15 protein-coding genes are annotated in these 22,804 nt (G+C 64.0%); 3 read left to right on the top strand and 12 right to left on the bottom strand.

Features of this window, described 5'->3' with window-relative positions; translation table 11 throughout:
• Positions 1-38 precede the first annotated feature (38 nt).
• Entirely contained in the window at positions 39-230 is a 192-nt protein-coding gene (locus CHB87_RS14940; protein ID WP_089409237.1) for a PExPT-CTERM protein, read from the bottom strand.
• Between the two features lie 338 nt (positions 231-568).
• Between CHB87_RS14940 and CHB87_RS14935 the strand changes: the two genes are divergently transcribed.
• The gene (locus CHB87_RS14935; RefSeq protein ID WP_089409236.1) at positions 569-2,755 is read left to right on the top strand and encodes an NHL repeat-containing protein; all 2,187 of its coding nucleotides are present in this window, start codon (positions 569-571) and stop codon (positions 2,753-2,755) included.
• Positions 2,756-3,071: 316 nt separating this feature from the next.
• Here the strand turns inward: CHB87_RS14935 and CHB87_RS14930 are convergent, their stop codons facing one another.
• Complete coding sequence (locus tag CHB87_RS14930) at positions 3,072-5,663, bottom strand: M1 family metallopeptidase (protein WP_089409235.1); 2,592 nt, start codon at positions 5,661-5,663, stop codon at positions 3,072-3,074.
• A gap of 501 nt (positions 5,664-6,164) precedes the next feature.
• Here CHB87_RS14930 and CHB87_RS14925 point away from each other — a divergent pair.
• On the top strand, positions 6,165-8,723 hold the full coding sequence (locus tag CHB87_RS14925) for a zinc-dependent metalloprotease (protein WP_176441785.1): 2,559 nt from the start codon (positions 6,165-6,167) through the stop codon (positions 8,721-8,723).
• Positions 8,724-8,873: 150 nt separating this feature from the next.
• Positions 8,874-10,532, top strand: a complete 1,659-nt coding sequence (locus CHB87_RS14920) for a retropepsin-like aspartic protease (RefSeq protein WP_089409233.1) — start codon at positions 8,874-8,876, stop codon at positions 10,530-10,532.
• Positions 10,533-10,538: 6 nt separating this feature from the next.
• Here CHB87_RS14920 and CHB87_RS14915 read toward each other — a convergent pair whose 3' ends face one another.
• From CHB87_RS14915 to CHB87_RS14875, 10 genes are all read right to left on the bottom strand, one after another.
• Positions 10,539-11,303: a methyltransferase domain-containing protein gene (locus CHB87_RS14915; protein WP_245818015.1), complete on the bottom strand. Its 765-nt coding sequence runs from the start codon at positions 11,301-11,303 to the stop codon at positions 10,539-10,541.
• The gene (glk, locus tag CHB87_RS14910) at positions 11,296-12,342 is read right to left on the bottom strand and encodes a glucokinase (protein ID WP_089409232.1); all 1,047 of its coding nucleotides are present in this window, start codon (positions 12,340-12,342) and stop codon (positions 11,296-11,298) included. Before glk ends, CHB87_RS14915 begins: the two co-directional genes overlap by 8 nt.
• A 236-nt stretch (positions 12,343-12,578) precedes the next feature.
• Complete coding sequence (pgl, locus tag CHB87_RS14905; protein WP_089409231.1) at positions 12,579-13,358, bottom strand: 6-phosphogluconolactonase; 780 nt, start codon at positions 13,356-13,358, stop codon at positions 12,579-12,581.
• A 288-nt stretch (positions 13,359-13,646) separates the two neighbouring features.
• Positions 13,647-15,170: a glucose-6-phosphate dehydrogenase gene (zwf, locus tag CHB87_RS14900; RefSeq protein WP_089409230.1), complete on the bottom strand. Its 1,524-nt coding sequence runs from the start codon at positions 15,168-15,170 to the stop codon at positions 13,647-13,649.
• A 135-nt stretch (positions 15,171-15,305) separates the two neighbouring features.
• Positions 15,306-16,211: a phosphogluconate dehydrogenase (NAD(+)-dependent, decarboxylating) gene (gene gnd, locus CHB87_RS14895; protein ID WP_089409229.1), complete on the bottom strand. Its 906-nt coding sequence runs from the start codon at positions 16,209-16,211 to the stop codon at positions 15,306-15,308.
• 20 nt (positions 16,212-16,231) lie between these two features.
• Positions 16,232-16,861, bottom strand: a complete 630-nt coding sequence (locus tag CHB87_RS14890; protein WP_245818014.1) for an HAD-IA family hydrolase — start codon at positions 16,859-16,861, stop codon at positions 16,232-16,234.
• A complete protein-coding gene (locus CHB87_RS14885) occupies positions 16,861-17,712 on the bottom strand; it encodes an oxidoreductase (protein ID WP_089409227.1) in 852 nt (283 codons plus the stop codon). The genes CHB87_RS14890 and CHB87_RS14885 overlap by 1 nt, the downstream gene beginning before the upstream one ends.
• Positions 17,713-17,758: 46 nt before the next feature.
• Positions 17,759-17,899 (bottom strand): hypothetical protein, encoded by a 141-nt coding sequence (locus CHB87_RS22330; RefSeq protein WP_176441784.1) that lies wholly within the window; start codon positions 17,897-17,899, stop codon positions 17,759-17,761.
• A 134-nt stretch (positions 17,900-18,033) separates the two neighbouring features.
• Positions 18,034-20,028 (bottom strand): transketolase, encoded by a 1,995-nt coding sequence (gene tkt / locus CHB87_RS14880; RefSeq protein WP_089409226.1) that lies wholly within the window; start codon positions 20,026-20,028, stop codon positions 18,034-18,036.
• 185 nt (positions 20,029-20,213) lie between these two features.
• Positions 20,214-22,700: a glycoside hydrolase family 15 protein gene (locus tag CHB87_RS14875; protein ID WP_089409225.1), complete on the bottom strand. Its 2,487-nt coding sequence runs from the start codon at positions 22,698-22,700 to the stop codon at positions 20,214-20,216.
• Positions 22,701-22,804: the final 104 nt, after the last annotated feature.

Raw genomic sequence — 22,804 nt, 5'->3', positions numbered from 1 at the left:
GGAGCAAGCCCGGCCCATCCGCTCGGGCGACGCTCCGGTTACTTGCCGGCGTTGCGGCGCGCGCGGATGCGAGCACGGGCGGCGGAGACGAATGCGCCTGCGGAGCCGACCAGGGCAAGAACCACGGTGGGGTTCTCGGGCGAGTTGTCGCAGCCGGTCTGCGCATGGAGAGGAGCGGCGACGACAAGCAACAGGGCAACCGCAAGAAGGGTAAATGAAGAAATTTTCATGTGTCGGGCCTCCACCGGAAGTTACCTCACCCAAAACCTCTTGTCAATGGATCGAGACGAGTCCTCCCAGATCGGACCGCGACGGAATCTCCTTCAACGTTTACTGCATTCGAAAACAAAAAAACTTGGAAATCTCTTTCCAAAGATGGTTCAGCCCGCGTAGACTTGGGCGGCTTGAGAGGTAGAACCACTGACGGCTCGAAAAACTCAGTGATGGCGCGGGGCGAAGAGACGAAACGGTCTACCGATCCGACGCAGCCCGCAGGTGACCCGGTCGGCGGAGAGATCGCTTAGCTCTCCCAAATCTCAACAAATACGCAACAATGGAGTCCCAAGTTATGAACCGTTTCAATCCTCTCGACACGCAGAACCGCATGACCTTCTGCTCGAAGCTGGCGTTGGCCCTGGCCGCGGCAGCGATCGCCGTATTTCCGGTGGGTTGCGGCATTGGTCCGATCAGCACCGTTAGCGATGCATCCCCGGTGCTGGGCGACGCGTTGCAGGGCGGCGTCCACGGCGGACAGCAGCCTGTCTCCAGCGCCTCCATCCAGCTTTGGGCCGTCGGCGCGACCGGCTATGGCTCGGCTGCCTCGAAGCTCGGCTCGGCCGTCACGACCAACGCGACCGGCGGCTTCACCCTTGGCAGCTACACCTGCCCCAGCAGCTCCGCGCTGACCTACATCACCGCCTCCGGTGGAAACCCCGGACTGGGCGGCTCGACCACCAACTCGTCCATTCAACTGATGGCCGCGCTCGGAGCCTGCGGCAATCTGTCGCCCTCCACCTTCATCAACATCAACGAGGTCACCACGGTGGCCGCCGCCTTTGCGCTCGGACAGTACTTCACCCCGACCTTCGGCACGGCCAGCACGGACAGCTTCGGCGCGCCGAGCACGACGCAGGGTCAGGTCGGCATCACCAACGCCTTCGGAACGGTGAACAACCTCGTGAGCTTTTCCAGCGGCAACGCCGTGACGAGCGCCACCCTCACCAACGCCGGCTTCACCGTCACGACGACGCCGGAGGCGACCAAGCTGTACACCATCGCCAACATCATCGCCGCGTGCGTCAACTCCGACGGCACCGCCAGCTCGCCCTGCCCCACGCTCTTCGCCGACGTCGTGCCAACCGGCAAGACCGCGCCGACCGACACCCTGCAGGCCGCGGTTTACATGAGCCTGAACCCGACTAGCACGAACGCCAACGGATCGGCCAACAATCTGGCCGCGCTCTTCAACCTGACCAGCTCGACGCCTCCGTTCGTCGGCGGCACACAGCCCTCCGACTGGACGCTCGGCATCCTCTACACCGGTTCGACGAGCACGATCCTGGCGCAGCCGCTCGGCCTCGCCATCGACGCAGGCGGCAATGTCTGGGTCGCCAGCGGCACGACGACCTCCATGCTGAGCGAGCTGAGCCCAACCGGCAGCCCGCTGGCCAGCGTCACCACCATCGGCGGTCTGGCCATGGCCTCGCTGAGCCCGCGCAACATCGCCATCGACACCAACGGCAACTCCTGGATCACGACCAGCTCCAGCTCCGCGTACGTCTTCGAGTACGTCCCCGGCGGCACCAGCCCCGCGCCGATCGGCCTCGGCAAGAGCTCCTTCGGCATCGCCATCGACGGCAACAACAACGTATACGTCGGCGAGTCCAGCTCGTCCGCCGGATTCGAGTTCGGCGAGTTCGTCGGCGGCGTCCTGAACGCCACCAACGAGGTCCGCTTCCCGACCGTGGGCCAGGCCACCGTCTGCACGGCCAGCTGCACCAACAGCACGCTCGAGCCGCAGTTCATGGCCATCGACACCGCGACCCCGGCGAATCTCTGGGCTTCGAGCGGCACCGTCTTGACCAGCTCCACCTACGTCTACCAGCTCTCGAACATCGACCTCAGCTCCTGCGGCGCGACGCCTTATGCGGCGGTCTGCACCGTTCCCTCCAACACCACCTCCAACACCTACAACGCGATCAGCCTCGGCACGATCTCAGAGCCCTTCGGCCTGGCCGCGGGGTACAACGGAACGACGCCGCAGATGTGGGTCGCCAACGGCGTCACAAGCGGCAGCGGCTTCGACCAGCTCGATCTGCTGACGCTCTCGAGCAGCTCCGCCACCGTCGCCGGCGGCCAGGCTTACGGCGATGCCACCACCATCGGCGGCGCACGCTACCTGGCGGTCGACGGCTCCGGCAACGTCTGGACCGCGAACAACAAGCAGACCAGCGGCACGACAACCGGCGGGTCGGTGATGGAGCTGAACAGCGCAGGCGTGGTGCTCAGCTCGGTCAACTCCGGCACGTCGCCCTTCAACGTGGTCGGCTACAACCACCTCGGCATGAGCAACCCGGCAGGCGTCGGCATCGACCCGTCGGGCAACGTGTGGATCGCGAACAACCCGGCGAGCGGCGCAACCGATGCAAGCTCGGTCTTCGAGATCGTCGGCGCGGCTTCACCCACGGTGACGCCGATCGCCCTCGCGCTGAAGAACGGCACGGCGGGCGGGCACGGAGTCGGCCAGAAGCCGTAATTCGCCTCCAGCAATGACAGAAGCGCCGCCGGAGATGTTCTTCCGGCGGCGCTTTTGTTGTTGCTTCATACTGTTGCCGAGAATGCCCGTCATCCTGAACAATGCCCGTCATCCTGAACAACACCCGTCATCCGAACGATACCCGTCATCCTGAACGTAGTGAAGGACCCCCGTATTGGCATTTGCCGTTGCTTGTTCTCGCTTGGCATGGCTACGCTGCAAGAACAAACAACAGCAAAGACGAAATACAGGGGTCCTTCGCTTCGCTCAGGATGACGAACATTTTGGGCGGTTACTATAGACCCAAAGGCGGCGCCTACTGGTGCGTGCTAAGCCACTGGCGCAGATTCGGCTCCTGCTTCGCACGCAACTGGATGCAGGCGTCGATGCTGTCGATCGACTGTGTTAGCGTGCGTTCGGCGGCCTCCACCTTGTGCGTGGCGAAGAAGTCCGCAACCTCCTTGCGCTGGGCGACGGTACAGAAGCTGCCCACCGCCGTGACGATGCGTGCGCCGGAGGCGGTCGTGAACTGCGCGGACACCTTCTCCCAGTGCTGCTGCACGTACTGCCAGGCGACCTCGCGGGTCTCCGGCTGCTGCAGCTCGCGGGCGATCAGAATCCACGAGTCCTGATTGCGCACCTGGCCCGAGACCGCGTAGTCCAGCGTGCGGACCACCAGCAGCGGGTTCTGAAAGTCGGCCAGCGTGAACAGCGCCTGCGTCTGCAGGCCGGGATCGTCGGTCGCCTTCTGGCTGACGGTCTGCAGCTTGTTGTAAAGAGCCTCGTCCCCCTGCGCGGCGGCGACGTAGATGGCCGTGTCGGCCAGCGGCGATTCCTTCGCCGACTTCATCCGCGCGGGATCGCCGGAGAAGAGGTCGTCGGTCAGCTTCGAGGCCTCGGCCAGCACGGCGGGATCCTTCGCGCGACCCAGCACGGCGAAGAGCGCGTTGCGGATCTCGTCCTTGTCGTAGGCATCCTTCTTGCTCGGCTTGCCGAGCGATGCGTAGACCGGGCCAAGCTCCTTGCGCATCTTCTCGTTGAGCTGCGCGGTATCGTCGGCATTGGCGATGCGCGCGTTGATGGTGGCGATGTAGCTCAGCGCGTTCTGCACGACCGAGGCGTCGGCATCCTGCTTGAGCGCCAGCGCCAGGTCGAGGTACTCGCCCACCTTGGCCTGACCGGCGCGCGTAAGCGCCCAGCGGTCGCCCAGCAGGTCGAGCTTCTCGGGCGGCGTCAGCGTATTGACGCCGGCGATGATCGCCTGCAACTGCGCCGGACTGTACGAGACACGGTAGTAGCCCTTACCGGCGGCATTGGCGAAGAGATACGTCGGAGCGGACGACCCAAGCAGCGAAAGCGACGAATCGGCGGGCGTCAGAATCTTGCAGACGGGGCCGGTAGCCGACTTGACGCAGACGGGAACGGTCCAGCCGCCGGTCGACTTGTCCGCAACCGACTCCGGCGCGAGGTAGAAGCGGCTTTGTGTCACCGGGTAGCCGCTGGCCTGCACGTCGCCGAAGGTCAGCAGCGGCACGCCTGGCTGGACGATGAAGCTCTGCATGATCTTGTCGACCGGCTGGTGCGAGTTTGCGGTCTGGGCAGTCCAGAAGTCCTCCGCCGTCGCGTTGCCGAACATGTGCGCCTGCAGATAGTTGTGTACGCCCTGCCGGAAGACCTCCGGGCCAAGGAAGTTCTCGACCATGCCCAGCACCGCGCCGCCCTTGCCATAGGTGATGCCGTCGAAGAGCTCGGCGATCTGCGCGGGCGTCTGGGTGTCCTTGGCGAGGATGGGGTGCGTGGTCTTGATGGCGTCGAGGTTCAGCGTGCCCTGCACGGAGCTGGCGACATCCTGCGGGAACTTCCACTCCGGGTGCCACGCCGCCGCGGCCTTGTCCTGCATCCAGGTGGCGAAGCCCTCGTTCAGCCACAGGTTGTCCCACCACTGCATGGTCACCATGTCGCCGAACCACTGGTGCGCCATCTCGTGCGCGATGACGGACGAGACCTCCTTCTTCGAGTTCACCGCGCCGGTCTTCTCGTCGACCAGCAGGTCGGTCTCGCGATAGGTGATGGCGCCGAAGTTCTCCATGGCGCCGGCCTCGAAGTCGGGAATGCCGATCAGGTCGAGCTTGGCCATCGGGTACTTGATGCCGAAGTACTGGTCGTAATAATGCAGCGTGAACTCGGCCGACTTCACGGCGAACTTCGTCAGCTTCACCTTGTCCGGCGTGGTGCAGACGCGGATCGGAATGCCATCCGACTTGCCTTTTTCGCAGGCGAAGTCGCCGACCAGGAACGCGACGAGATACGTCGACATCTTCGGCGTAGTGCCGAAGGTCAGGGTATGCTTGCCGGGTCCGGCGGGCGAATCCGCGATGATGGGGCCGTTCGAGATGGCTGTGTCCGCCGCGTCGATCGTCAGCGAGACGTCGAAGGTCGCCTTCATGGCCGGCTCGTCGAAGCTCGGGAAGGCGCGGCGCGCATCGGTCGATTCGAACTGCGTCACGGCGTAGTTGCGGGCCTTGGTCTTCGAGAGATAGAAACCGCGCAGCTTGTCGTTAAGGATGCCGGAGTAGACGACCTGGATGCTGGACTTGCCCGCCGGCAGAGGCTGGGGAAACGTAAAGGTCGCCTGCTCCAGCGCGGGGTTGTAGCTGACGGTCCCGGTCTGGCCGCCGGCCGTCACCTTGCGAACGTCGATCTCCAGGCAGTTCAGCGTGACGGTCGCCGAGGGCTGGTCGAGCGTGACGTCGATGGTCTCGAGTCCTTCAAAGACGGCCTTGTCGAGATAGGGCGCGATCTCGAGCTTGTAGTGCTCGGGATGCACGTTGGTGGGCAGGCGCTGGGCTTCGAGTTGAGCGGCTGACGCGGCGAAAAGAAGTGCGAGCAGGGTGGGGCGAAAGTTCATGAAAGCCTCAGGTCACTTGGACTGTTAACACCAGAATACGGGGAGCGAGGATTCTTCGTTCCTGCAATTCGTGTCCTCTTGTCCTATCGCGCACACGCTTGTCATCCTGAGACACACGCTTGTCATCCTGAGACACACGCTTGTCATCCTGAGCGCAGCGAAGGACCTGCGTTTCGGTGAAGACACAAAGACAAAAGCAGCTCCCTCGCTACGCTCGCGATGACAGCATCTGTGGGTGCGCCAGGCGCCTGGCGGCCGATACCCGCACGCATCCCCGCCGCGCACGCGCGAATCTGCCACAATACAAGTGTCGCTGCGTCTCAGCGCACCGACGCAACGTCAAAAAAACACTCCCCGTCGAGTCGATCTGAAGCTCAGAGCTATTCCGTGGAGTGCCGTTCCGGCCTTGTCCGAACGCCTCTCTCTTTTTCCAGTCTCCGAAACAACCTGTAGAAATTTCCGAGGGTCGAACTTATGAATCGCGTATGGATTCGCAATGCAGTGGCAAGTTGTGTAATGGGCGCGACGGGCCTGGCCCTGGCGCAAGGCGGACAGATGCCCGGCGGCCGGCGCGGCGGTGGAGAGATGGGCGCGCCCATGGGCGGCCCGCTGCCGACCGTCGAGCAGCGCGTCGGCTCCTTGACCAAAAAGGACGGCTTCTTCCCCGTCTACCTCGACAACAAGACCGGCAAGATTTATCTCGAGATCTCGAAGTGGAACAAGCAGTTCCTCTATGTCCGCCACATCGCGGCCGGCGCCGGGACCAACGGCCTGAATCGCGGCGCGGTGAGCCAGCCCTTCGTCGTTCACTTCTCGCGCGTGGGACCGAAGATTCTGCTGACGGCGGAGAACACCCTCTGGCGCGCCGGCAATCCTGACCCCGCCGAGCAGGCAGCCGTCAAGGACGCCTTCCCGGAGTCCGTGCTGGCCGCATTCCCGCTCGCCGCCGAGACCGACGACACCCACGTGCTGGTCGACGCCACCGAGTTCTTCACCCGCGACGCGCAGGACTTCGCCGGACGCCTGGGCGCCTACCGGTTGGACCCCGCGCGCAGCATGGTGATGCCCGAGAACACCAAGAACTTCCCCCTGAATACCGAGATCGAAACCCTGCTGACCTACACCGACGAGGGCGGTGGAGCTGCAGCCGCACGCGCCGGTCGTGGCGGTGGCGGCGGCGGGCGCGGCGGAGACAGCCTGGCCGCGGTCGCGCCGGACGAGCACAGCATCACGCTGCGCGAGCGCCAGTCTCTGATCGAGCTGCCCGACGACGACTACAAGCCGCGCCTGTTCGATCAGCGCGCTGGATCGCTCGTCAACACCAGCTTCAACGACTGGTCGAAGCCGATCGGCGAGCCGCGCCTGACGCGCTACCTCACCCGCTTCCGCCTCGAAAAGAAAGACCCCACCAAGGCCGTCAGCGACCCCATCAAGCCGATCGTCTACTACGTCGACCGCGGCGCGCCGGAGCCGATCCGCAGCGCGCTGCTCGAAGGCCTGAGCTGGTGGAAGGACGCCTTCCTCGCCGCCGGCTTCTCGAACGCGTTCGAGGCCAAGCTGCTGCCCGAGGGCGCCGATCCGTACGACCTGCGCTACAACGTCATCATGTGGGTGGAGGGTGAGAACCGCGCCTTCTCGAACGGCCTCAGCGTCATCGACCCGCGCACCGGCGAGATTCTGAAGGGCGAGGTCACGCTCACCGCGGGCCGCGAGCGCCAGGACTTCCTCATCACCGATTCCCTGCTCTCGCCCTATGTGAAGGACGGCAAGCCCGATCCGCAGCAGATGGCGCTGGTGCTGCAGCGCATGCGGCATCTCGCGGCGCACGAGAGCGGCCACACCATCGGCCAGAGCCACAACCACGCATCGAGCGCCGAAGGCATGGGCGCATCGGTCGAGGACTACCCCTTCCCCAACATCGAGATCAAGGACGGCAAGCTGGACTTCAGCCACGCCTACCAGCCCGGTCTCGGCGAGTGGGATAAGGTCGCGATCAACTTCGCCTATCACCAGTACCCGCCGGGCACGACGCCCGCGCAGGAGAAGGCCGGGCAGGACAAGATCATCACCGACGCGGCCAAGCGCGGCCTTTACTGGATCATCGACGTCGGCGCGACGACCGTGAATCCGCACTCCTCTCAGTGGGACAACGGCGCCAATTCGACCGCCGAGCTCGACCGCCTGATGAAGGTGCGCGAGATCGCGCTGAAGAACTTCGGCGAGTCCGCCATCCGTCCCGGCGCGCCTGTGGCCGAGCTCGAAGACGTGCTCGTGCCGGTCTACCTGCTGCATCGCTACCAGGTCGAGGCGGTCTCGCAGTCGATCGCGGGACAGGACTATCGCTACGCCGTGCGTGGCGACGGCCAGCTCATCACCAAGACCATTCCCGGCGACGAGCAGCGCGCCGCGCTCGCTTCCATGTTGAAGACGCTCGACCCCGCCGTGCTGACGCTGCCGGAGCGGATTCTGACGCTCTTCCCGCCGCGTCCGCCGAGCATGCCGCGCACGCAGGAGTCCTTCCAGGGCTATGCGGGCGTGGTCTTCGACCCGATGGCGCCGGTACGGGCCGCGGCCGACACGACCCTCTCCGCGCTGCTCGAGCCGACGCGCGCCACGCGCCTGCTGGAGTTCCACGCGCGCGACGCGTCGTTGCCGAGCCTGAACGAGGTGCTCGAGACGACGCTGAAGGCGACCTGGTACGCTCCGCTGCCCGACGGCCTCGCCGGTCAGACCAAGCTGACGGTCGACCAGACCGTGCTGGACTACATGTCGGCGCTGGCCGGCAGCGCGCAGGCGTCTCCGCTGGCGAAGGCCGAGGCCAAGGCCGAGCTGGCGAAGATGCGCGAGTTCGCGACCAGCAAGTCGAAGGACGCGTCGCTGAGCCCGGAGACGCAGGCCTTCTACGCTGCGGCGCTGGACCAGCTCTCGGGCCGTGGCGGCGCAGGCGGTAGCGGCGCGGCCACCTCCGCGCCGAACCCGTTCGGCCCGCAAGGTCCGCTGACGCCGACCACGATCCCGGCCGGCGCGCCGATCGAGCCGGAGCTGACCTTCCTGCCGTAGCCTGTCTGCTTTCAACATAGGCCGTGAGGGCGCGAGGTATGCGCCTCCACGGCCTTTCTTTTTTGGGAACGCATCCGGAAAAGTATTTTGAAAAGCGTTCTTCTCAGGTTAGGGTGAAGGGACACTTTGACAGTTGGGGGATGGAGCGGGATGAACCTGGGGAAGATCGTGTGCGCCACGTTGGCAGGCCTGATGCTCGGCACGGGGTATGGTAAAGCTCAAACCGGCGCAACGCCTCCAAGGGTGAACTGCACTATGCGCAAAACAGCGCTCTCGGACGCCGAGGCGGCGCTCGCGCGGGACGAGTATAGCGCTGCGTTGAATCTCTACCGGGAGATGGCAAAGACCGATCCCAACACGGGCAAAGCCGGCACGATTCGGACGCTGATCGAACAGAATGAGCTGAATGAAGCTGTCGACCAGTCGCAGGCCTGGGCGAAGGCCGAACCGAAGAATGCAGTGGCCATCGAGACGCTGGCCGAAGAGCTCTTTCGCGAGGGTGAGCTGGCCAATGCCGCTGCGAATGCAGAACTAGCCCACACCCTCGACACCTGCAACGCCCGCGTCTATCTGCTGACCGCGCGGCTGGACGATATGAAAGGCAACTTTGCGACAGGCCAGAAGCATATCGAACTGGCGCATCGTCTGGACCCCGTCGACCCCGAAATCCGTTGGCAATGGATCAATACCTTGCCGCGCGCCCGACGCATGGAAGAGACGGCCGCAGTACTGCGGGAGGACAAGGTGCTTGCATCGAAGCGCAAGGAGCGCGTGGCTGACGCCCTCGCCCATGCCAACGACTCCGAGAAAGACGAATGCACCATGATCCGGCGTATCGAAAGCGACCGGGTGGCGATCCAGCCCATGCTCGACGGCAAACGCGTGGCCGGGCTCGCGCTCGATGTAAGTTTCAACGGAAAGCGGCGACGCCTCGAGATCGATACCGGCGCCAGCGGACTGGTGCTCTCACGCGGCGCGGCGTCCGGACTTGGTCTGCTGCGGGAGCAGAAGACAGCCTCCGATGGAATCGGCGACGAGGGGGAGGTCGCGACCTCGATCGCACACGTCGAAAGCGTGCGCATCGGCGACATGGAGTTTCAGAACTGCGCGGTTCACATCCTGGAGCGGCGGCGCGCCCTTGATATCGACGGACTGATCGGCGGCAACGTCTTCAGCAAGTACCTTCTTACTCTGGATTTTCCAAAGATGGAGCTGCGAATCGATCCCCTGCCAAAGCGTCCGGGCGAGACGGACAAGCTGACCGCCTCACTGGACACCACAGGCGATGAAGCGTCGAAAGCTGTCGTAGCCATCGATAAGAACGAGGAGAGTCACCGATACGATCGGTACATTGCCCCAGAGATGCAGGATTGGACAAAGGTCTATAGGATCGGCCATAACCTTCTGGTTCCCGTGACGATGACCGACGAAAAACAAAAGCGGACCAGCAAAGACAAGCTCTTCATCGTCGACACCGGTTCGGACTCGATCCTCATCTCGCCAGATGCCGCCAGCGGGGTTACCAAGGTCCACAACGACTATACGGTAGGCGTTCACGGCATAGCCGGCGATGTAAAAAGGGTCTACTCCACCGAGGGCCTGAACTTTTACTTCGCGCACCTGAAACAGCCGGTATACGAAGTAACGGCGATGGACACCACTCGGCTTTCGCACGACGAAGGAGTAGAGGTCTCCGGCCTGCTCGGCGCAACCGTTCTGCACCGGGTCACCCTCCACATCGACTACCGCGACAACCTCATCAAACTGGACTTCGATCCGGAGCACGACAGGCCAGGCAGCGCACACTAAGCCGGCCTACCGCAGCCGCGCCAGCTTCACCCGCGCCACGCACAGCCGAGCCGGGCGGTACTCGCGAATCTGGTAGGTGTCGGGCGAAAGCGCGGCCTCGGTCGCCAGCCGCCGCCAGTCCTCCGCGCGAAAGCTGCGCAGGATCGACACCGCGCCATCGTGCTTCACGAAGCGGTGCCAGCCCATGAACCGCGAGGCGAGACGGAAGACCGTATACGCCCGCTGCTGCCGGTGCAGGTCGTTGACGAACCAGCCGAGGCGCGCGTTCGACTCCATCCAATCGAGGAAGCGGACGATCTGTGGGTCTTCAAAATGATGCGTCAGCAGCGAGCTGACGACGATGTCGACGCCCGCCTCCTGCTCGTAGGAAAAGATATCCCCTTCGAGAAAGGTGATGTTTTCGCCCGGATGCGTGGCCTTGCGCGCGGCGCGGATCGCCTGCGGGTTCCGGTCGATGCCGGTGAGCACGACGGGCAGGTTCTTTTCGAACGCCCATCGCCGGATACGCCGCAGACCGTCGCCATAGCCGCAGCCCACGTCGAGAATCTGCAGCGGCCGCCCCAGCCGCGGCAACACCGCGTGAACGTGGTTCAGCCAGTGCAGCGTGGGCCGGTAGGCGAAGGTGAGCCGGTTGATCTCGGCGATATCGAGCAGACACTCGCGAAGATCGGCGTACGCGCACGGCTGATCCATCTGCTCCGGGTTGGAGGCAAGGTCGGCGCGCCGCGAAAGATCGATCTCGGTCGAAAGGCTGACGACGTAATCAGCCATGTACCGAGGCCGCGCGCTCAGAGTGGCCGGAGAGCTCGGCCGCGCGGGCTTCTGCATAGGCCGCCGCGCCCAGCAGCGCGCAGGTATCGTCCAGAATGACGCGGACGGGCACGGACTGGAGCAGCGGCGAGAGGCGTCCCTTGTCGAGGAACGCATGGATGAACGCCCCGCTCTGCAGCGTCTTCAGCGTCTTCGGCGCGATGCCGCCGCCCAGGTAGATGCCGCCCATCGCCAGCACCTTCAGCGCGACGTTGCCCGCCTCCGCGCCGAACGCAGCGGAGAAGATCTTCATTGTCTCGAAGCAGATGGAGCTCGAACCATCCTCGGCGCAGGTGCCGATGACGAAGTTGGGATCCTCGTTCGCGAGCCGCTGCTTCAGCCACTCCGGCTCGTGCAACTTCTCGACATCGCGCAGGTAGGCGTAGATGTTCTTGATGCCGATACCCGAGACGACGCGCTCGAACGATACGCGTCCCTTCAGCTCGCCGCGCAGATAGTTCAGCAGCGCGATCTCACGATCGTTGCGTGCGGCAAAGTCGCAGTGGCCTCCCTCGGAAGGAATCGGCCGGTGATTTTTGCCGTCCCAGATGAGCAGCGCCTCGCCGAGACCGGTGCCGGCCGAGACCAGGCCGCGATGCCCGATGGCGTCCTTATCGCCCTCGTGGAGCGTGAAGATGCTCTCCTTCGCCAGCTCCGGAATGCCGTAGCCATTGGCCTCCAGGTCGTTGATGAGGAAGATGTGCTCGATGTGCAGCGACTTCACCAGGTCGCGCGAGTCGAGCGTCCAGGGCAGATTCGTCAGCTTCAGGTGGCCGTCGCGCACCGGGCCGGGACAGCCGAAGCAGGCCGCGGCGATCTTCGTGCGGTCCTCCGCCGGACGATCGCCGTCGGCGCCGAGAAACTTGTCGACCACGCTGTCCAGATTCGCGAACTGGTGCGCGGGAAACTTCTGGTCGCGGATGGACTTCAGCGTACCGTCTTCGAACTGGTAAAGCGCGAGATGAACCTTGGTGCCGCCGACGTCGCCTGCAAGAATCATGGGTGCAATGCTCCTGAGTTGCTGCTCGTGGTTCCCTGACTGGGTCTACTGTTTGAGTTCGACCGTTTTGCTTAAGGGCGCGGCTTCAGCCGTGCCGTAAATGCTTGCATTGGTTTTGCGGCTTTAGCCGCCGAGTACGGTTTGGCTGTCCGAATGGAGCAGATAACGACAACTGCAACAACAGAAGCAGATTCTCTTCGGGCAAGAACAGACAGGGGCAAAGGCCGCAGCGGACTCTACGAAAGCCGAATCGTGTCGCCCGCGGGCAGCTTGCTCGCCGCGCCTGCGTCGAGCAGCAGCGTGAGCCGACCGCTCGCCGGACGGATCAACTGCGAGGGATAGGTCTCCGGCTGGTAGGGGCCGGTGAAGACCGCATGCAGCACGTCTGCCTTGGCCGCGCCTTCGATCAGGAACGCCACCTCCCTGCCCTGGTTGATGACCGGCCAGGTCAGCGAGATGCGCCAGGTATCCTTCTGCGGAACGTGGTTGGCGATGACGATGGGTGCGATCGCGTCCAGACCCTCGGTGTGCGGGAAGAGCGAGGCCGTGTGGCCGTCGTCGCCCATGCCCAGCAGGATCAGGTCGAAGGTCGGGGTCTCGGCGCCTTCGAGCTTGAAGGTGTTGCGAATATCGCTCTCGTAGCGAGCGGCGGCGACCTCCGGGTCGAGTTCACCTTCCATCCGGTGGATGTTTTCAGCCGGCAGGGGAACCTTCGAAAGCATCTGCTCGTTCGTCATGCGATAGTTCGAGTCCGGCTCGGTCGGCGCGACGCAGCGCTCGTCCACCCAGAAAAGCTGTAGCTTCGCCCACGGAATGCTGGCGAGAAAGGGCTGCGCGGGATCGGCCAGCAGCGCGAAGACAACCTTCGGGGTCGACCCGCCGGAGATGGCGACGCGGGCAAGACCGCGCTCCTCGACGGCGGCGGCGACGGTGCTCGCGAAGAGTTCGGCGGCGGCGAAGGCCACCTCAGACGAGGTGGGAAAGACTCGATTGGTGATGGTGACGGGACGCGGCATGAACGAGTAAATCTCCCCCGGATGAGTATGTTCGTAGGATGCTGGATTGCGAACGACAGCTTCGATGAAATGAAACCGGATGCCGTATTGTTGCACGGCATCCGGGGAATTTACGACTGCGATAGAGGAACCTGGGTTGGGAGATGCCCCGCCCCCATCAGCTTGTCATCCCGCGCGAAGCCCCCGCGCGAAGCCAAGGAGCTGCGTTTCGTTCAGGATGCCGAGGCGGACAAAGGCAAACGCAGGTTCTTCGCTCCGCCCAGGATGACAAATGGCGGAGGCGATCCCTTACAGCTTGCCCCAGCTACGGCCGCTCTTGGCGAGCAGGTCGCAGGACTCCTGCGGACCCCACGAGCCGGCGTCGTAGTTCGGGAAGTCCGGCTTGGTCGCGGCCCATGCTTCGAGGATCGGGGTGAACAGCGCCCAGGTGGCCTCGACGCCGTCGCGGTGCGCGAAGAGCGTTGCGTCGCCCAGCATCGCGTCCAGCAGCAGGCGTTCGTAGCCGTTGGCCGAGCTCTTGCCGAAGGCCTCCGCGTAGCTGAAGTTCATGTTCACCTGCGCGACATTGGTCGTCGGGCCGGGAACCTTCGTGCCGAACTGCAGCGAGATGCCCTCATCCGGCTGGATGCGCATGGAGATCACATTCGGCTCGATGCTGCCCTTGCCGCCCGACTTGAACAGATGGAGCGGCGGCTGCTTGAAGACGATCGTGACTTCGGTGACGCGCTTTTCAAGCCGCTTCGCCGCGCGGATGTAGAACGGTACGCCTGCCCAGCGCCAGTTCTCGATCTGCAGCTTGGCCGCGGCGAAGGTCTCGCGCTGCGACTCCGGATCGACGCGGTCTTCCTGGCGATAGCCGATGACATCCTTGCCGTCGACCTTGCCCGGACCGTACTGGCCGCGGACGGTGTCTTCGACCGGAATCGGCTCGATGGCGCGCCAGACCTTCAGCTTCTCGGTGCGGACGGCGGCCGCCTCGAACGAATCCGGTGGCTCCATCGCGACGAACGAAAGCACTTCCATCACGTGGTTCTGGAGCACGTCGCGCAATGCGCCGGCCTGCTCGTAGAACGGTCCGCGACCCTCGATGCCGATCGACTCGGCGGCGGTGATCTCGACGTGATCGATGAAGTTGCGGTTCCACACCGGCTCGAAGATGCCGTTGCCGAAGCGGAAGACGAGGATGTTCTGAACGGTTTCCTTGCCGAGATAGTGGTCGATGCGGAAGATCTGCTTCTCGCTCAGGACCGCGTTTACATCGTCGTTCAGCTTGCGCGCGCTGGCAAGGTCGGTGCCGAAGGGCTTCTCGATGATGACGCGGACCCAGTTGCTCGCGCCCTTCTCGGGCTTCGCCATGCCGTGCTTGCCCAGGCGGGCGATGATGTCGGCGAAGAACTCCGGCGCCACGGCGAGGTAGAAGAGGCGGTTGCCCTTCGTGCCGAACTGGCCGTCGAGGTCGGCAAGGTACGCCTTGAGCGCCTCGAAGCCGGCGTCATCGTCGAAGTTGGTCGCGAAGTACTTCACGCGATCCATGAACGGCGCGAGCTTCGGGTCTTCGGCTTCGACGCCGCCGCCCTTCAGGATGCCATCCTTCATGTCCGGCGCGAAGGTCGCGGAGAGATCGCGGCGCGCGACGCCGACGACGGTGAAGTCCTTGGGCAGCAGGCCGGACTGCTCCAGGTGGTAAAGCGCGGGCAGCAGCTTGCGCTTGGTCAGATCGCCGGAGGCGCCGAAGATAACGACGACGCACGGCTCGGGGATGCGCTCATTGGCAGCTTGCGTGACGGCTGCGGGCGTAGAGGTGGTGGACATGGCTTACTCCAAATCGTTCTCGAACAGATCTTGGCCAGAATCGGCGCTTCCGTATAGCGAAAACCCATCCATCGCTTGAAACCTTGCGATGGATGGGGCGCCAGTTCGTTGGATCGTCAAACGCATTGCAAGGGTTCAGCTTTTCTTGATGGCGTGGCCGCCGAACTCATTGCGCATGATCGAAATCATACGGTCGGTAAAGTTGTTGTTCTCGCGCGAACGCAGCCGGCGGATGAGCGACTCCGTGATGACCGGCGCGGAGATGTTCAGGTCGATCGCCTCGAAGACGGTCCAGCGGCCCTCGCCGGAGTCCGGCACATAGGCCTCCATGCCGTCGAGCGTGGGGTTCTTCTTCAGCGCGTCGGCGGTCAGATCCAGCAGCCACGAACGGACGACCGAACCCTTCTGCCAGATGGTCGAGATCTGCTCGAGGTCGAGGCCGAGCGTGTCCTTGGCCTTCAGAATCGAAAAGCCCTCGGCGTACGCCTGCATCAGGCCGTACTCGATGCCGTTGTGGACCATCTTGGTGAAGTGGCCGGCGCCGGACGGGCCGACGTGGCCCCAGCCCTCGGTCGGCGAAGGCGCCAGCGCCTCGAAGATCGGGTTCAGACGCTCGACCGGCGCCTTGTCGCCGCCGATCATGAGGGAGTAACCCTCCTTCAGGCCCCAGATGCCGCCCGAGGTGCCGCAGTCGATGTACTCGAAGCCCTTGGCAGCAGCTTCGGCATGGCGGCGCTGCGTGTCCTTGTAGTTCGTGTTGCCGCCGTCGATGAAGGTGTCGCCCTTCTCCATGTACTGTTCTAGCTTCGCGATGGTGTCGTCGACCGGCTGGCCGGCCGGCACCATGATCCACACCGCGCGCGGCGCGGAGAGGTTCTTTACCAGGTCCTCCAGCGAGCTGACGCCGACCGAACCGGCTGCGGTGAGCTTGTCGACCGCCTCCTTGTTGAAGTCGAAGCCGACCACCTTGTGCCCTGCGAGACGGAGGCGCTCCGCCATGTTTGCGCCCATTTTGCCAAGACCGATAATTCCAAGTTCCACTGTAGTATTCCTTTCGCGTTCTAAGAGACTGTTATGCCATGTTGGGCGAGCTCGACGCGGAGCTGCGCGGGGGATTCAAATCGGATCGCCTGCATTCCCTGGGCGATGGCGGCATCGCAGTTTTCCTGCTTGTCGTCGATGAAGAGAGAGGTCTCGGGCGGATAGCCCGAGGTTTCGATGGCCGTCCGGTAGATGCCGGGCAGCGGCTTCATCTCTCCGCAGTAGCCGGAGCAGATGAAGTAGTCAAAGAGGGTACGAAGTTTGAAGGCGTCGAGGCGATAGTTGTTCAGCTCGCGCGACTCGTTGTTGAGGGTGGCGATGGATAGCCTTCCGGCCTGCTGCAGCTCCGAGAGCATGTCCAGGCACTCTGCGTTGAGCACCTTGCTTTCCGCGCAGACCTGGGGCCAGAGAACATCGAAGGAGAGTTCGAGATCGGGATTCTGCTCAAAGACGGTGGTGCGGAAAAACGTTCGGGCGTCGGTCAGGCCGCGCTCCCAGGTGTAGTTGGCCGCGGGATGCTTCGCCTCGTACTTTTCAAGATCGACGCCCAGCCGGGAGAGAACCCGGGTGCGTTGCGAGCGGTCCCAGCCATTGGTCAGCAGCACGCCGCCAATGTCCCAGAACAATGTCCGAATGGAGGTGGACGCCACTATTCGGCCTCCGGAAAGTCGGCGCCAAGCGAGGTCTCCTGCCATGCGGCAAGCTCCTGCTTCCACTGGTCGAGTCGCTGGTGGAAGCGGTTGAAGGCGACCGAACCGAGGACGAGGTGCCGGGGAGGAAAGGGCGCGTCCACGGCGGCGATTATGGCGTCGACCGCCTTGACGGGATCGCCCTTTTGCTTGCCGTTCTGATCCGCCATGTACTCCCGCGTCTTGCCGGCGGTGGGGTCGTAGTCGGCGATGCGCAGCTTCGCCTCCTGGCCGGAGCGGCCGAGGAACTCGGTCCGGAATGGCCCCGGCTCGACGATGGTGACGTGGATGCCGAGCGGCGCAAGCTCCGCCGCCAACGCCTCCGAGAAGCCGTTGACCGCGAACTTGCTGGCGTTGTAGTATCCCCAGCCTGGGGAGCCGATGAGTCCTGCGATCGATGAAAGGTTGACGATGTTGCCCGAGCGCTGCTTGCGGAACTGCGGCAGAAGCGCGCGTGTCAACCGGATGAGGCCGAAGACGTTGGTCTCGAAGACCGGCATGAACTCGGCTTCGGTCGCCTCTTCGATGGCGCCGGCGAGGCCGTACCCGGCGTTGTTGACCAGCACGTCGATGTGTCCGAAGTGGACGAGCGCCTGGGAGACTGCGCTGTCAACCGAGGCCGCGTCGGTGACATCCAGAGGAAGTGTGAGGCAAAGATCGGGGTAATTGGCGGCAAAGTCGGCGAGGTGTTCGATCGTGCGCGCAGTGGCGACGACTTTGTCTCCACGGCGAAGCGCCTTATCGGTCAAAATTCGACCGAAGCCGGCCGAAGAGCCGGTGATGAACCATACGCGTTGGATATTTTCACTCATAACGATCTGAACCTCCTGGCCCGTGTACCGCGCTCAACGCGTTCGATCAGTAGCCCGCGTCGTCGTCCCACGCGTCGTCCGCGTCGGGAGGTACGGTGTCTTCATAGGTAGGCTGGAGCGAGGTGAAGCGCTCCTCCGCGGGAACTTCGGTCGTCTTCTTGACCATCTCGCGTTCGCTGGTGACCATGTTGCTTCTCCGATGGAAGGAATACAAGACAAAAGCAGATTCCCTGCGGGAATGACAGACAAAGGAACAGGCAACGACAGAAGGCGAGGCACGTGCGAAGGCGGAGCCTTGCGGGCTCCGCCTTCGCCTCCGTGTTACTTTTTGACCAGCTTCTTGGCTGCTTCGACGATGTGCGCGACCGAGATGCCCAGCTTCTCCATCACGAGCGGTCCAGGAGCCGAGGCGCCGAACCGGTCCACGCCGATGGCGACGCCGTTGTGACCGATGTACTTGTACCAGCCCATGGTGGCGCCGGCCTCGACCGCAACCTTCGGAATCCCCTCGGGCAGCAGCTCGGCCTTGTAAGCCTCGTCCTGCTCGTCGTAGATCTTGAAGCTCGGCATGGAGATGACGGTCGCGCCGATGCCGGTTGCCTTCAGCTCTTCCGCCGCCTTCAGCACCAGTTCGACCTCGGAGCCGACGCCGATCAGGATGACGTCCTTGCCTGTCGAATCGAGCGCGTATGCGCCCTTGCGAACGCCTGCGTGAACGTTGTACTTCTCGTTATCGAGCACCGGCAGATCCTGGCGGGAGAGCGCCATGAAGCTCGCCGACTTGCGCTCGAGCGCAAGCTGCCAGCAGGCGGAGGTCTCGTTCGCATCCGCCGGACGGAAGTCCGTGAGCTGTGGAATCGCGCGCAGGCTCATCAGGTGCTCCACCGGCTGGTGCGTCGGGCCGTCGGCGCCCAGGCCGATCGAATCGTGCGTGTAGACGTAGAGCGAATGGACCGACATCAGCGCGCCCATGCGCATCGCCGAACGGCAGTAGTCCGAGAAGGTGAAGAAGGTCGAGCCGAACGGGATCAGACCGCCATGCGCTGCGATGCCGTTGACCGCGGCCATCATGCCGAACTCGCGCACGCCGAAGAAGACGTTGCGGCCCTTGGGATCGACGTGGAAGCTCGGCGAATCCTTGAAGATGGTCTTGGTCGAGCTGGTCAGGTCGGCCGCGCCGCCAAACAGCTCCGGCACGACGCCCGCGATGGCGTTCATCACGACCTGGCCGGCGTTACGCGTGGCGACCGGCTTGTCGGTCGGGAAGACGGGAATCTTCGACTCCCAGCCCTCGGCCAGCTTCATCGCGGTGGTGCGGTCGTACTGCGCCGCCAACTCGGGATACGCCTTGGCATACTCCGCATACTTCGCGTCCCACTCCGCGTGATACTTCGCGCCGTTCTCCTTGATCTGGAGCCAGTTCTTGCCGGCCTCTTCGGGGACGTAGAACATCTTGTCCTCGGGGAAGCCGAGGTTCTTCTTGGTCTCCTTGGCGGCCTTCTCTCCGAGCGCCTCGCCGTGAACGCCCTTCGTGCCGGCCTTGGGGCTGCCATAGCCGATCACGGTGCGGACCTTGATCAGCGACGGACGGGTGGTCTCGTTCTTCGCGTTCTGGATCGCCTCGGTCAGCGCGACCAGATCGTTGCCGTCGGTGACGGTCTGGACGTGCCAGTGATACGCCTCGAAGCGCTTCACGACATCTTCGGTGTACGAGAGGTCGGTCGGTCCGTCGAGCGAGATGAGGTTATCGTCGTACAGCACGATCAGCTTGCCGAGACCCAGCGTTCCGGCCAGCGAACAGCTCTCGTGCGAGATGCCTTCCATCAGGTCGCCGTCGCCGCAGAGGACGTAGGTGTGATGGTCGACCGGGGTGTGATTCTCGTGGTTGTAGATCGCCGCGAGGTGCTTCTCCGCGATCGCGAGGCCGACGGCCATGCCCAGACCCTGACCCAGGGGCCCGGTGGTGACCTCGACGCCCGGGGTCTCGCCGTACTCCGGGTGACCCGGCGTATGCGAACCCCACTCGCGGAAGTTCTCAAGCTGGTTCATCGGCAGGTCGTAGCCCGCGAGATGCACCATGCCATAGATCAGCGCCGACGCGTGGCCGTTGGACAGAACGAAGCGGTCGCGGTTGGACCACTTCGGGTCCGACGGATCGTGCTTCATGAACTTGTGATAGAGCAGATAGGCGATCGGAGCGCAGCCCAGCGGGGCGCCAGGGTGGCCGTTCTTGGCCTTTTCGACCTGGTCCACAGCGAGGAAACGGAGGGTGTTGATCGAGAGTTGGTCGAGTTCGTGCTGCGAGAGTTCGCTCATTCTGCTCCTGAAATTTGGTCGTGGCCAACTGCTGTGAGCGGGCGCACGAGGAATTCTTTCAAAGTCTGGACTTTCGTAATCAGTGTACTAGCGGGAACGCCTTCGGAAGACGGCTACGTGGTCAAAAAGCGGAGAACGGGCGCGGGTTGGAGGTGAGATTCACAGTTCGTGCATCGGGATTCGCCCTAAACCGCAGGTTTCGCCTCCACGGGTGCGGTGGGTGGCGGGACCGGATTGACCGCAACTTCGATATTCCGGCCCAGCCAGCGCTCCGCCTTATTGTTCCCTGCCGGCCAGTAGAGTGTAAAGGTGAGCGTCGCGGGAAAGGCCGCGCCCTTGAGCGTGGGGATATCCACAAAGCTGCCCGGGTAGCCGACCGTGCGCGACTCCAGACTCCAGGTCGTCGCCCAGTCGTCCAGCGTGTAGATCACGCGGAAGCGGTCCGGATCGACGATGCGCAGCGACTGCCCCGCCGGTACAGACGAGATCGGCCGCGCCATCTGGAAGACCTCGATGCCGCTGGTGAAGGTCCGTGTGCCCGGTTCGACGGCGTAACGATCGGCCACGACCGAGATGCGGTCGAAGACCTTGCCGTCCGAGGTCGACCGGAGCAGCTTGATATACTCCGCGTGCGCCCAGACCAGCGGCTGCGCCGAGCCGGCCGAGCGGCCGAGATAGAGCCCTTCGGACGGCATATCGTCGTGATCCCAGATCTGCTCCGGCAGCATGCCTCCGATGGAGCTGAACTGCTCGAACGCCGTGATATAAGACTTCACATCCTTGCCCGCGGCCAGATCGTAGTGGGCGCGTTCGCCGCCCAGCAGCGGCCAGGCGCGGCCCTGTCCCCAGTGCTCGAAGGGACCGCCATCTTTCTTCTGGCCGTAGCCGTCGTGGTTGTAACGGCGCCATGCATCGCCATAGGGCGTCTCGATCTTCAGGCAGGAGTCGACAACCTTGAGCGAGTCGATCACCAGCGGATCGTCGGCGCGGCGGATGCCGTAGCGGACGAGTTCGAGGAAGCCGCCGTCGATCACCTCGCGGGCGTCGTAGTCGTACTTCTCGCCCGGACCGCGATTGGCGATGTGAATCGTGCCCGGCGCGGCCTGCGGATTGTGGAAGGGCTCGCCCACTGCCGGCGGACGAATGCGCATGTAATGGCGCTTGACGCCGGGCAGCAGCACGCCGTCGTCGGTGGTGGTCCACTCGTCCAGGTGCGCTTCGAGCCAGTCCGCGTAGCTGAGCAGGAAGTTCGAAAGCTCCTGCGCCTTGTGGTCGCAGGCGATATCGGCCGCGCAGACCAGCGCGGAGATGACCGCCGCGAGCGTCGAGGGAGAATATCCCGCGTTCTCCTCCCATCGCTCCTGCTGGGTCACCGGCGCATACTTGACCAGGAAGGCCGCCGCCCGCTCGACAAACGGGAAGACGTCGAAGTTGCCTAGTCCGTCCAGCTTCCAGAGCCGCCAGGCGAGGATGATCGGGAAGGCGACCTCGTCGAGCTGAATGCCCGTCCAGTAGGCCGTTCCGTCGATCCAGAAGTTCTGCGCGAAGCCGCCGTCCGGCCGCTGCGTGCAGGCCAGATAGACCAGCGCACGGCGTGCGGTGTCCGTTCGTCCACAGGCCAGGATCGCGGTCGCGGACTGCACCATGTCGCGCGTCCAGACCAGGTGGTATCCGCCGAGATCGTCGTCGCCCTTCGACGCGCCCCAGGGAATCGACGCCGACGCGATGAACGCGCCCGAGTACGTCTTGTCCTCGTGCGTCAGGATGATGTGGTGCGAGATGCGCATCAGACGGCCCTTGTCGGTCGAGGCCGAGGCCAGCTTGGTGGGCGACTCCGCCCGGTGCCACTGCTCGATGAACCGCTTGACATGCAGCGCATAGGGCGTCGAAAGCGTCTGCATCATGCCGGCGAGCGCGGCGTGCGGGCCGTCGCCCAGCGCCAGCGCCAGGGTAAACTCGCGGTGCTTCGCGATGTCGATCTCGCCCATGACGGCGATGTTGCCGTTGAGCGCCTGGCCGAAGTTCCACTCCATCTTCATGTTGCCGGAGAGATCCTGATAGCCGTCGCTCGAACCCACGTAGCCGCAGGAGCTGCGCGTGAAGCCGCAATCCACGCCCATCGCGAGCGCGGTGGCGTCCTTCCAGCACAGAATGGCGCGCTGGCCGGCGATCTCGATCGAGCGGGCGGAGTTGTCCGCGCCGCCGCCGTTCAGATGCGGCGCCAGCAGGGCGTAACACTTCAGGCGCGAGAGTACGCTCTCGTCGCCGCTGATCTTGACGTTCATCAGTACGACCGGATGGTGCGGGTCGGTGATGAACTCCTTGGTGACGGTGTACCGGCCGCCGAGGTCGCTCGCGACCACACGCACGGCGAGCGCGTCCTCATCGATGTACGAGAAGTCATACTCGAAGTCGCGCTTTTCTTCGTGGAAAAACGTCTCGCCGTCGGTGAAGAGCAGCTCCATGTCGCGGGTCTGCGGACGGTCGATGGTGGGGTAGTAGATCTCGTTCAGGGTGCCGTGCGAGACGGTGAACCAGACACGGCTCGACGCGGCGTAAGCGGTCGAAACGGCGTCCTTCTTGCTCGAGGTCCAGCGTGGTTCGAGCCCGGGCGATCCAAATGCAGGACCGTCGTCATCCAGCCAGCGATATGCAGCGGAGAGAGCGTTCATTGGCTTGATTAGAACTCAAAACGCGCCGGACGGACAGAGGGCGCAGCGATTCGGGCGGAAATCGCACCGAAACGGGAGCAACACTTGTAAGGTTGCATCGCCTT

Source organism: Granulicella rosea (assembly GCF_900188085.1).
Classification (GTDB): domain Bacteria; phylum Acidobacteriota; class Terriglobia; order Terriglobales; family Acidobacteriaceae; genus Edaphobacter; species Edaphobacter rosea.
Note: the sequence above shows the minus strand (reverse complement) of the source record. Positions and strands in the feature narration are given on the sequence as shown.

Bases quoted from the DNA above. Each gene is read 5' to 3' on its own strand.
- CHB87_RS14940 (WP_089409237.1), bottom strand. From the start codon at position 230: ATGAAAATTTCTTCATTTACCCTTCTTGCGGTTGCCCTGTTGCTTGTC.
- CHB87_RS14935 (WP_089409236.1), top strand. From the start codon at position 569: ATGAACCGTTTCAATCCTCTCGACACGCAGAACCGCATGACCTTCTGC.
- CHB87_RS14930 (WP_089409235.1), bottom strand. From the start codon at position 5,663: ATGAACTTTCGCCCCACCCTGCTCGCACTTCTTTTCGCCGCGTCAGCC.
- CHB87_RS14920 (WP_089409233.1), top strand. From the start codon at position 8,874: ATGAACCTGGGGAAGATCGTGTGCGCCACGTTGGCAGGCCTGATGCTC.
- CHB87_RS14915 (WP_245818015.1), bottom strand. From the start codon at position 11,303: ATGGCTGATTACGTCGTCAGCCTTTCGACCGAGATCGATCTTTCGCGG.
- glk (WP_089409232.1), bottom strand. From the start codon at position 12,342: ATGATTCTTGCAGGCGACGTCGGCGGCACCAAGGTTCATCTCGCGCTT.
- pgl (WP_089409231.1), bottom strand. From the start codon at position 13,358: ATGCCGCGTCCCGTCACCATCACCAATCGAGTCTTTCCCACCTCGTCT.
- zwf (WP_089409230.1), bottom strand. From the start codon at position 15,170: ATGTCCACCACCTCTACGCCCGCAGCCGTCACGCAAGCTGCCAATGAG.
- CHB87_RS14885 (WP_089409227.1), bottom strand. From the start codon at position 17,712: ATGAGTGAAAATATCCAACGCGTATGGTTCATCACCGGCTCTTCGGCC.
- CHB87_RS22330 (WP_176441784.1), bottom strand. From the start codon at position 17,899: ATGGTCACCAGCGAACGCGAGATGGTCAAGAAGACGACCGAAGTTCCC.
- tkt (WP_089409226.1), bottom strand. From the start codon at position 20,028: ATGAGCGAACTCTCGCAGCACGAACTCGACCAACTCTCGATCAACACC.
- CHB87_RS14875 (WP_089409225.1), bottom strand. From the start codon at position 22,700: ATGAACGCTCTCTCCGCTGCATATCGCTGGCTGGATGACGACGGTCCT.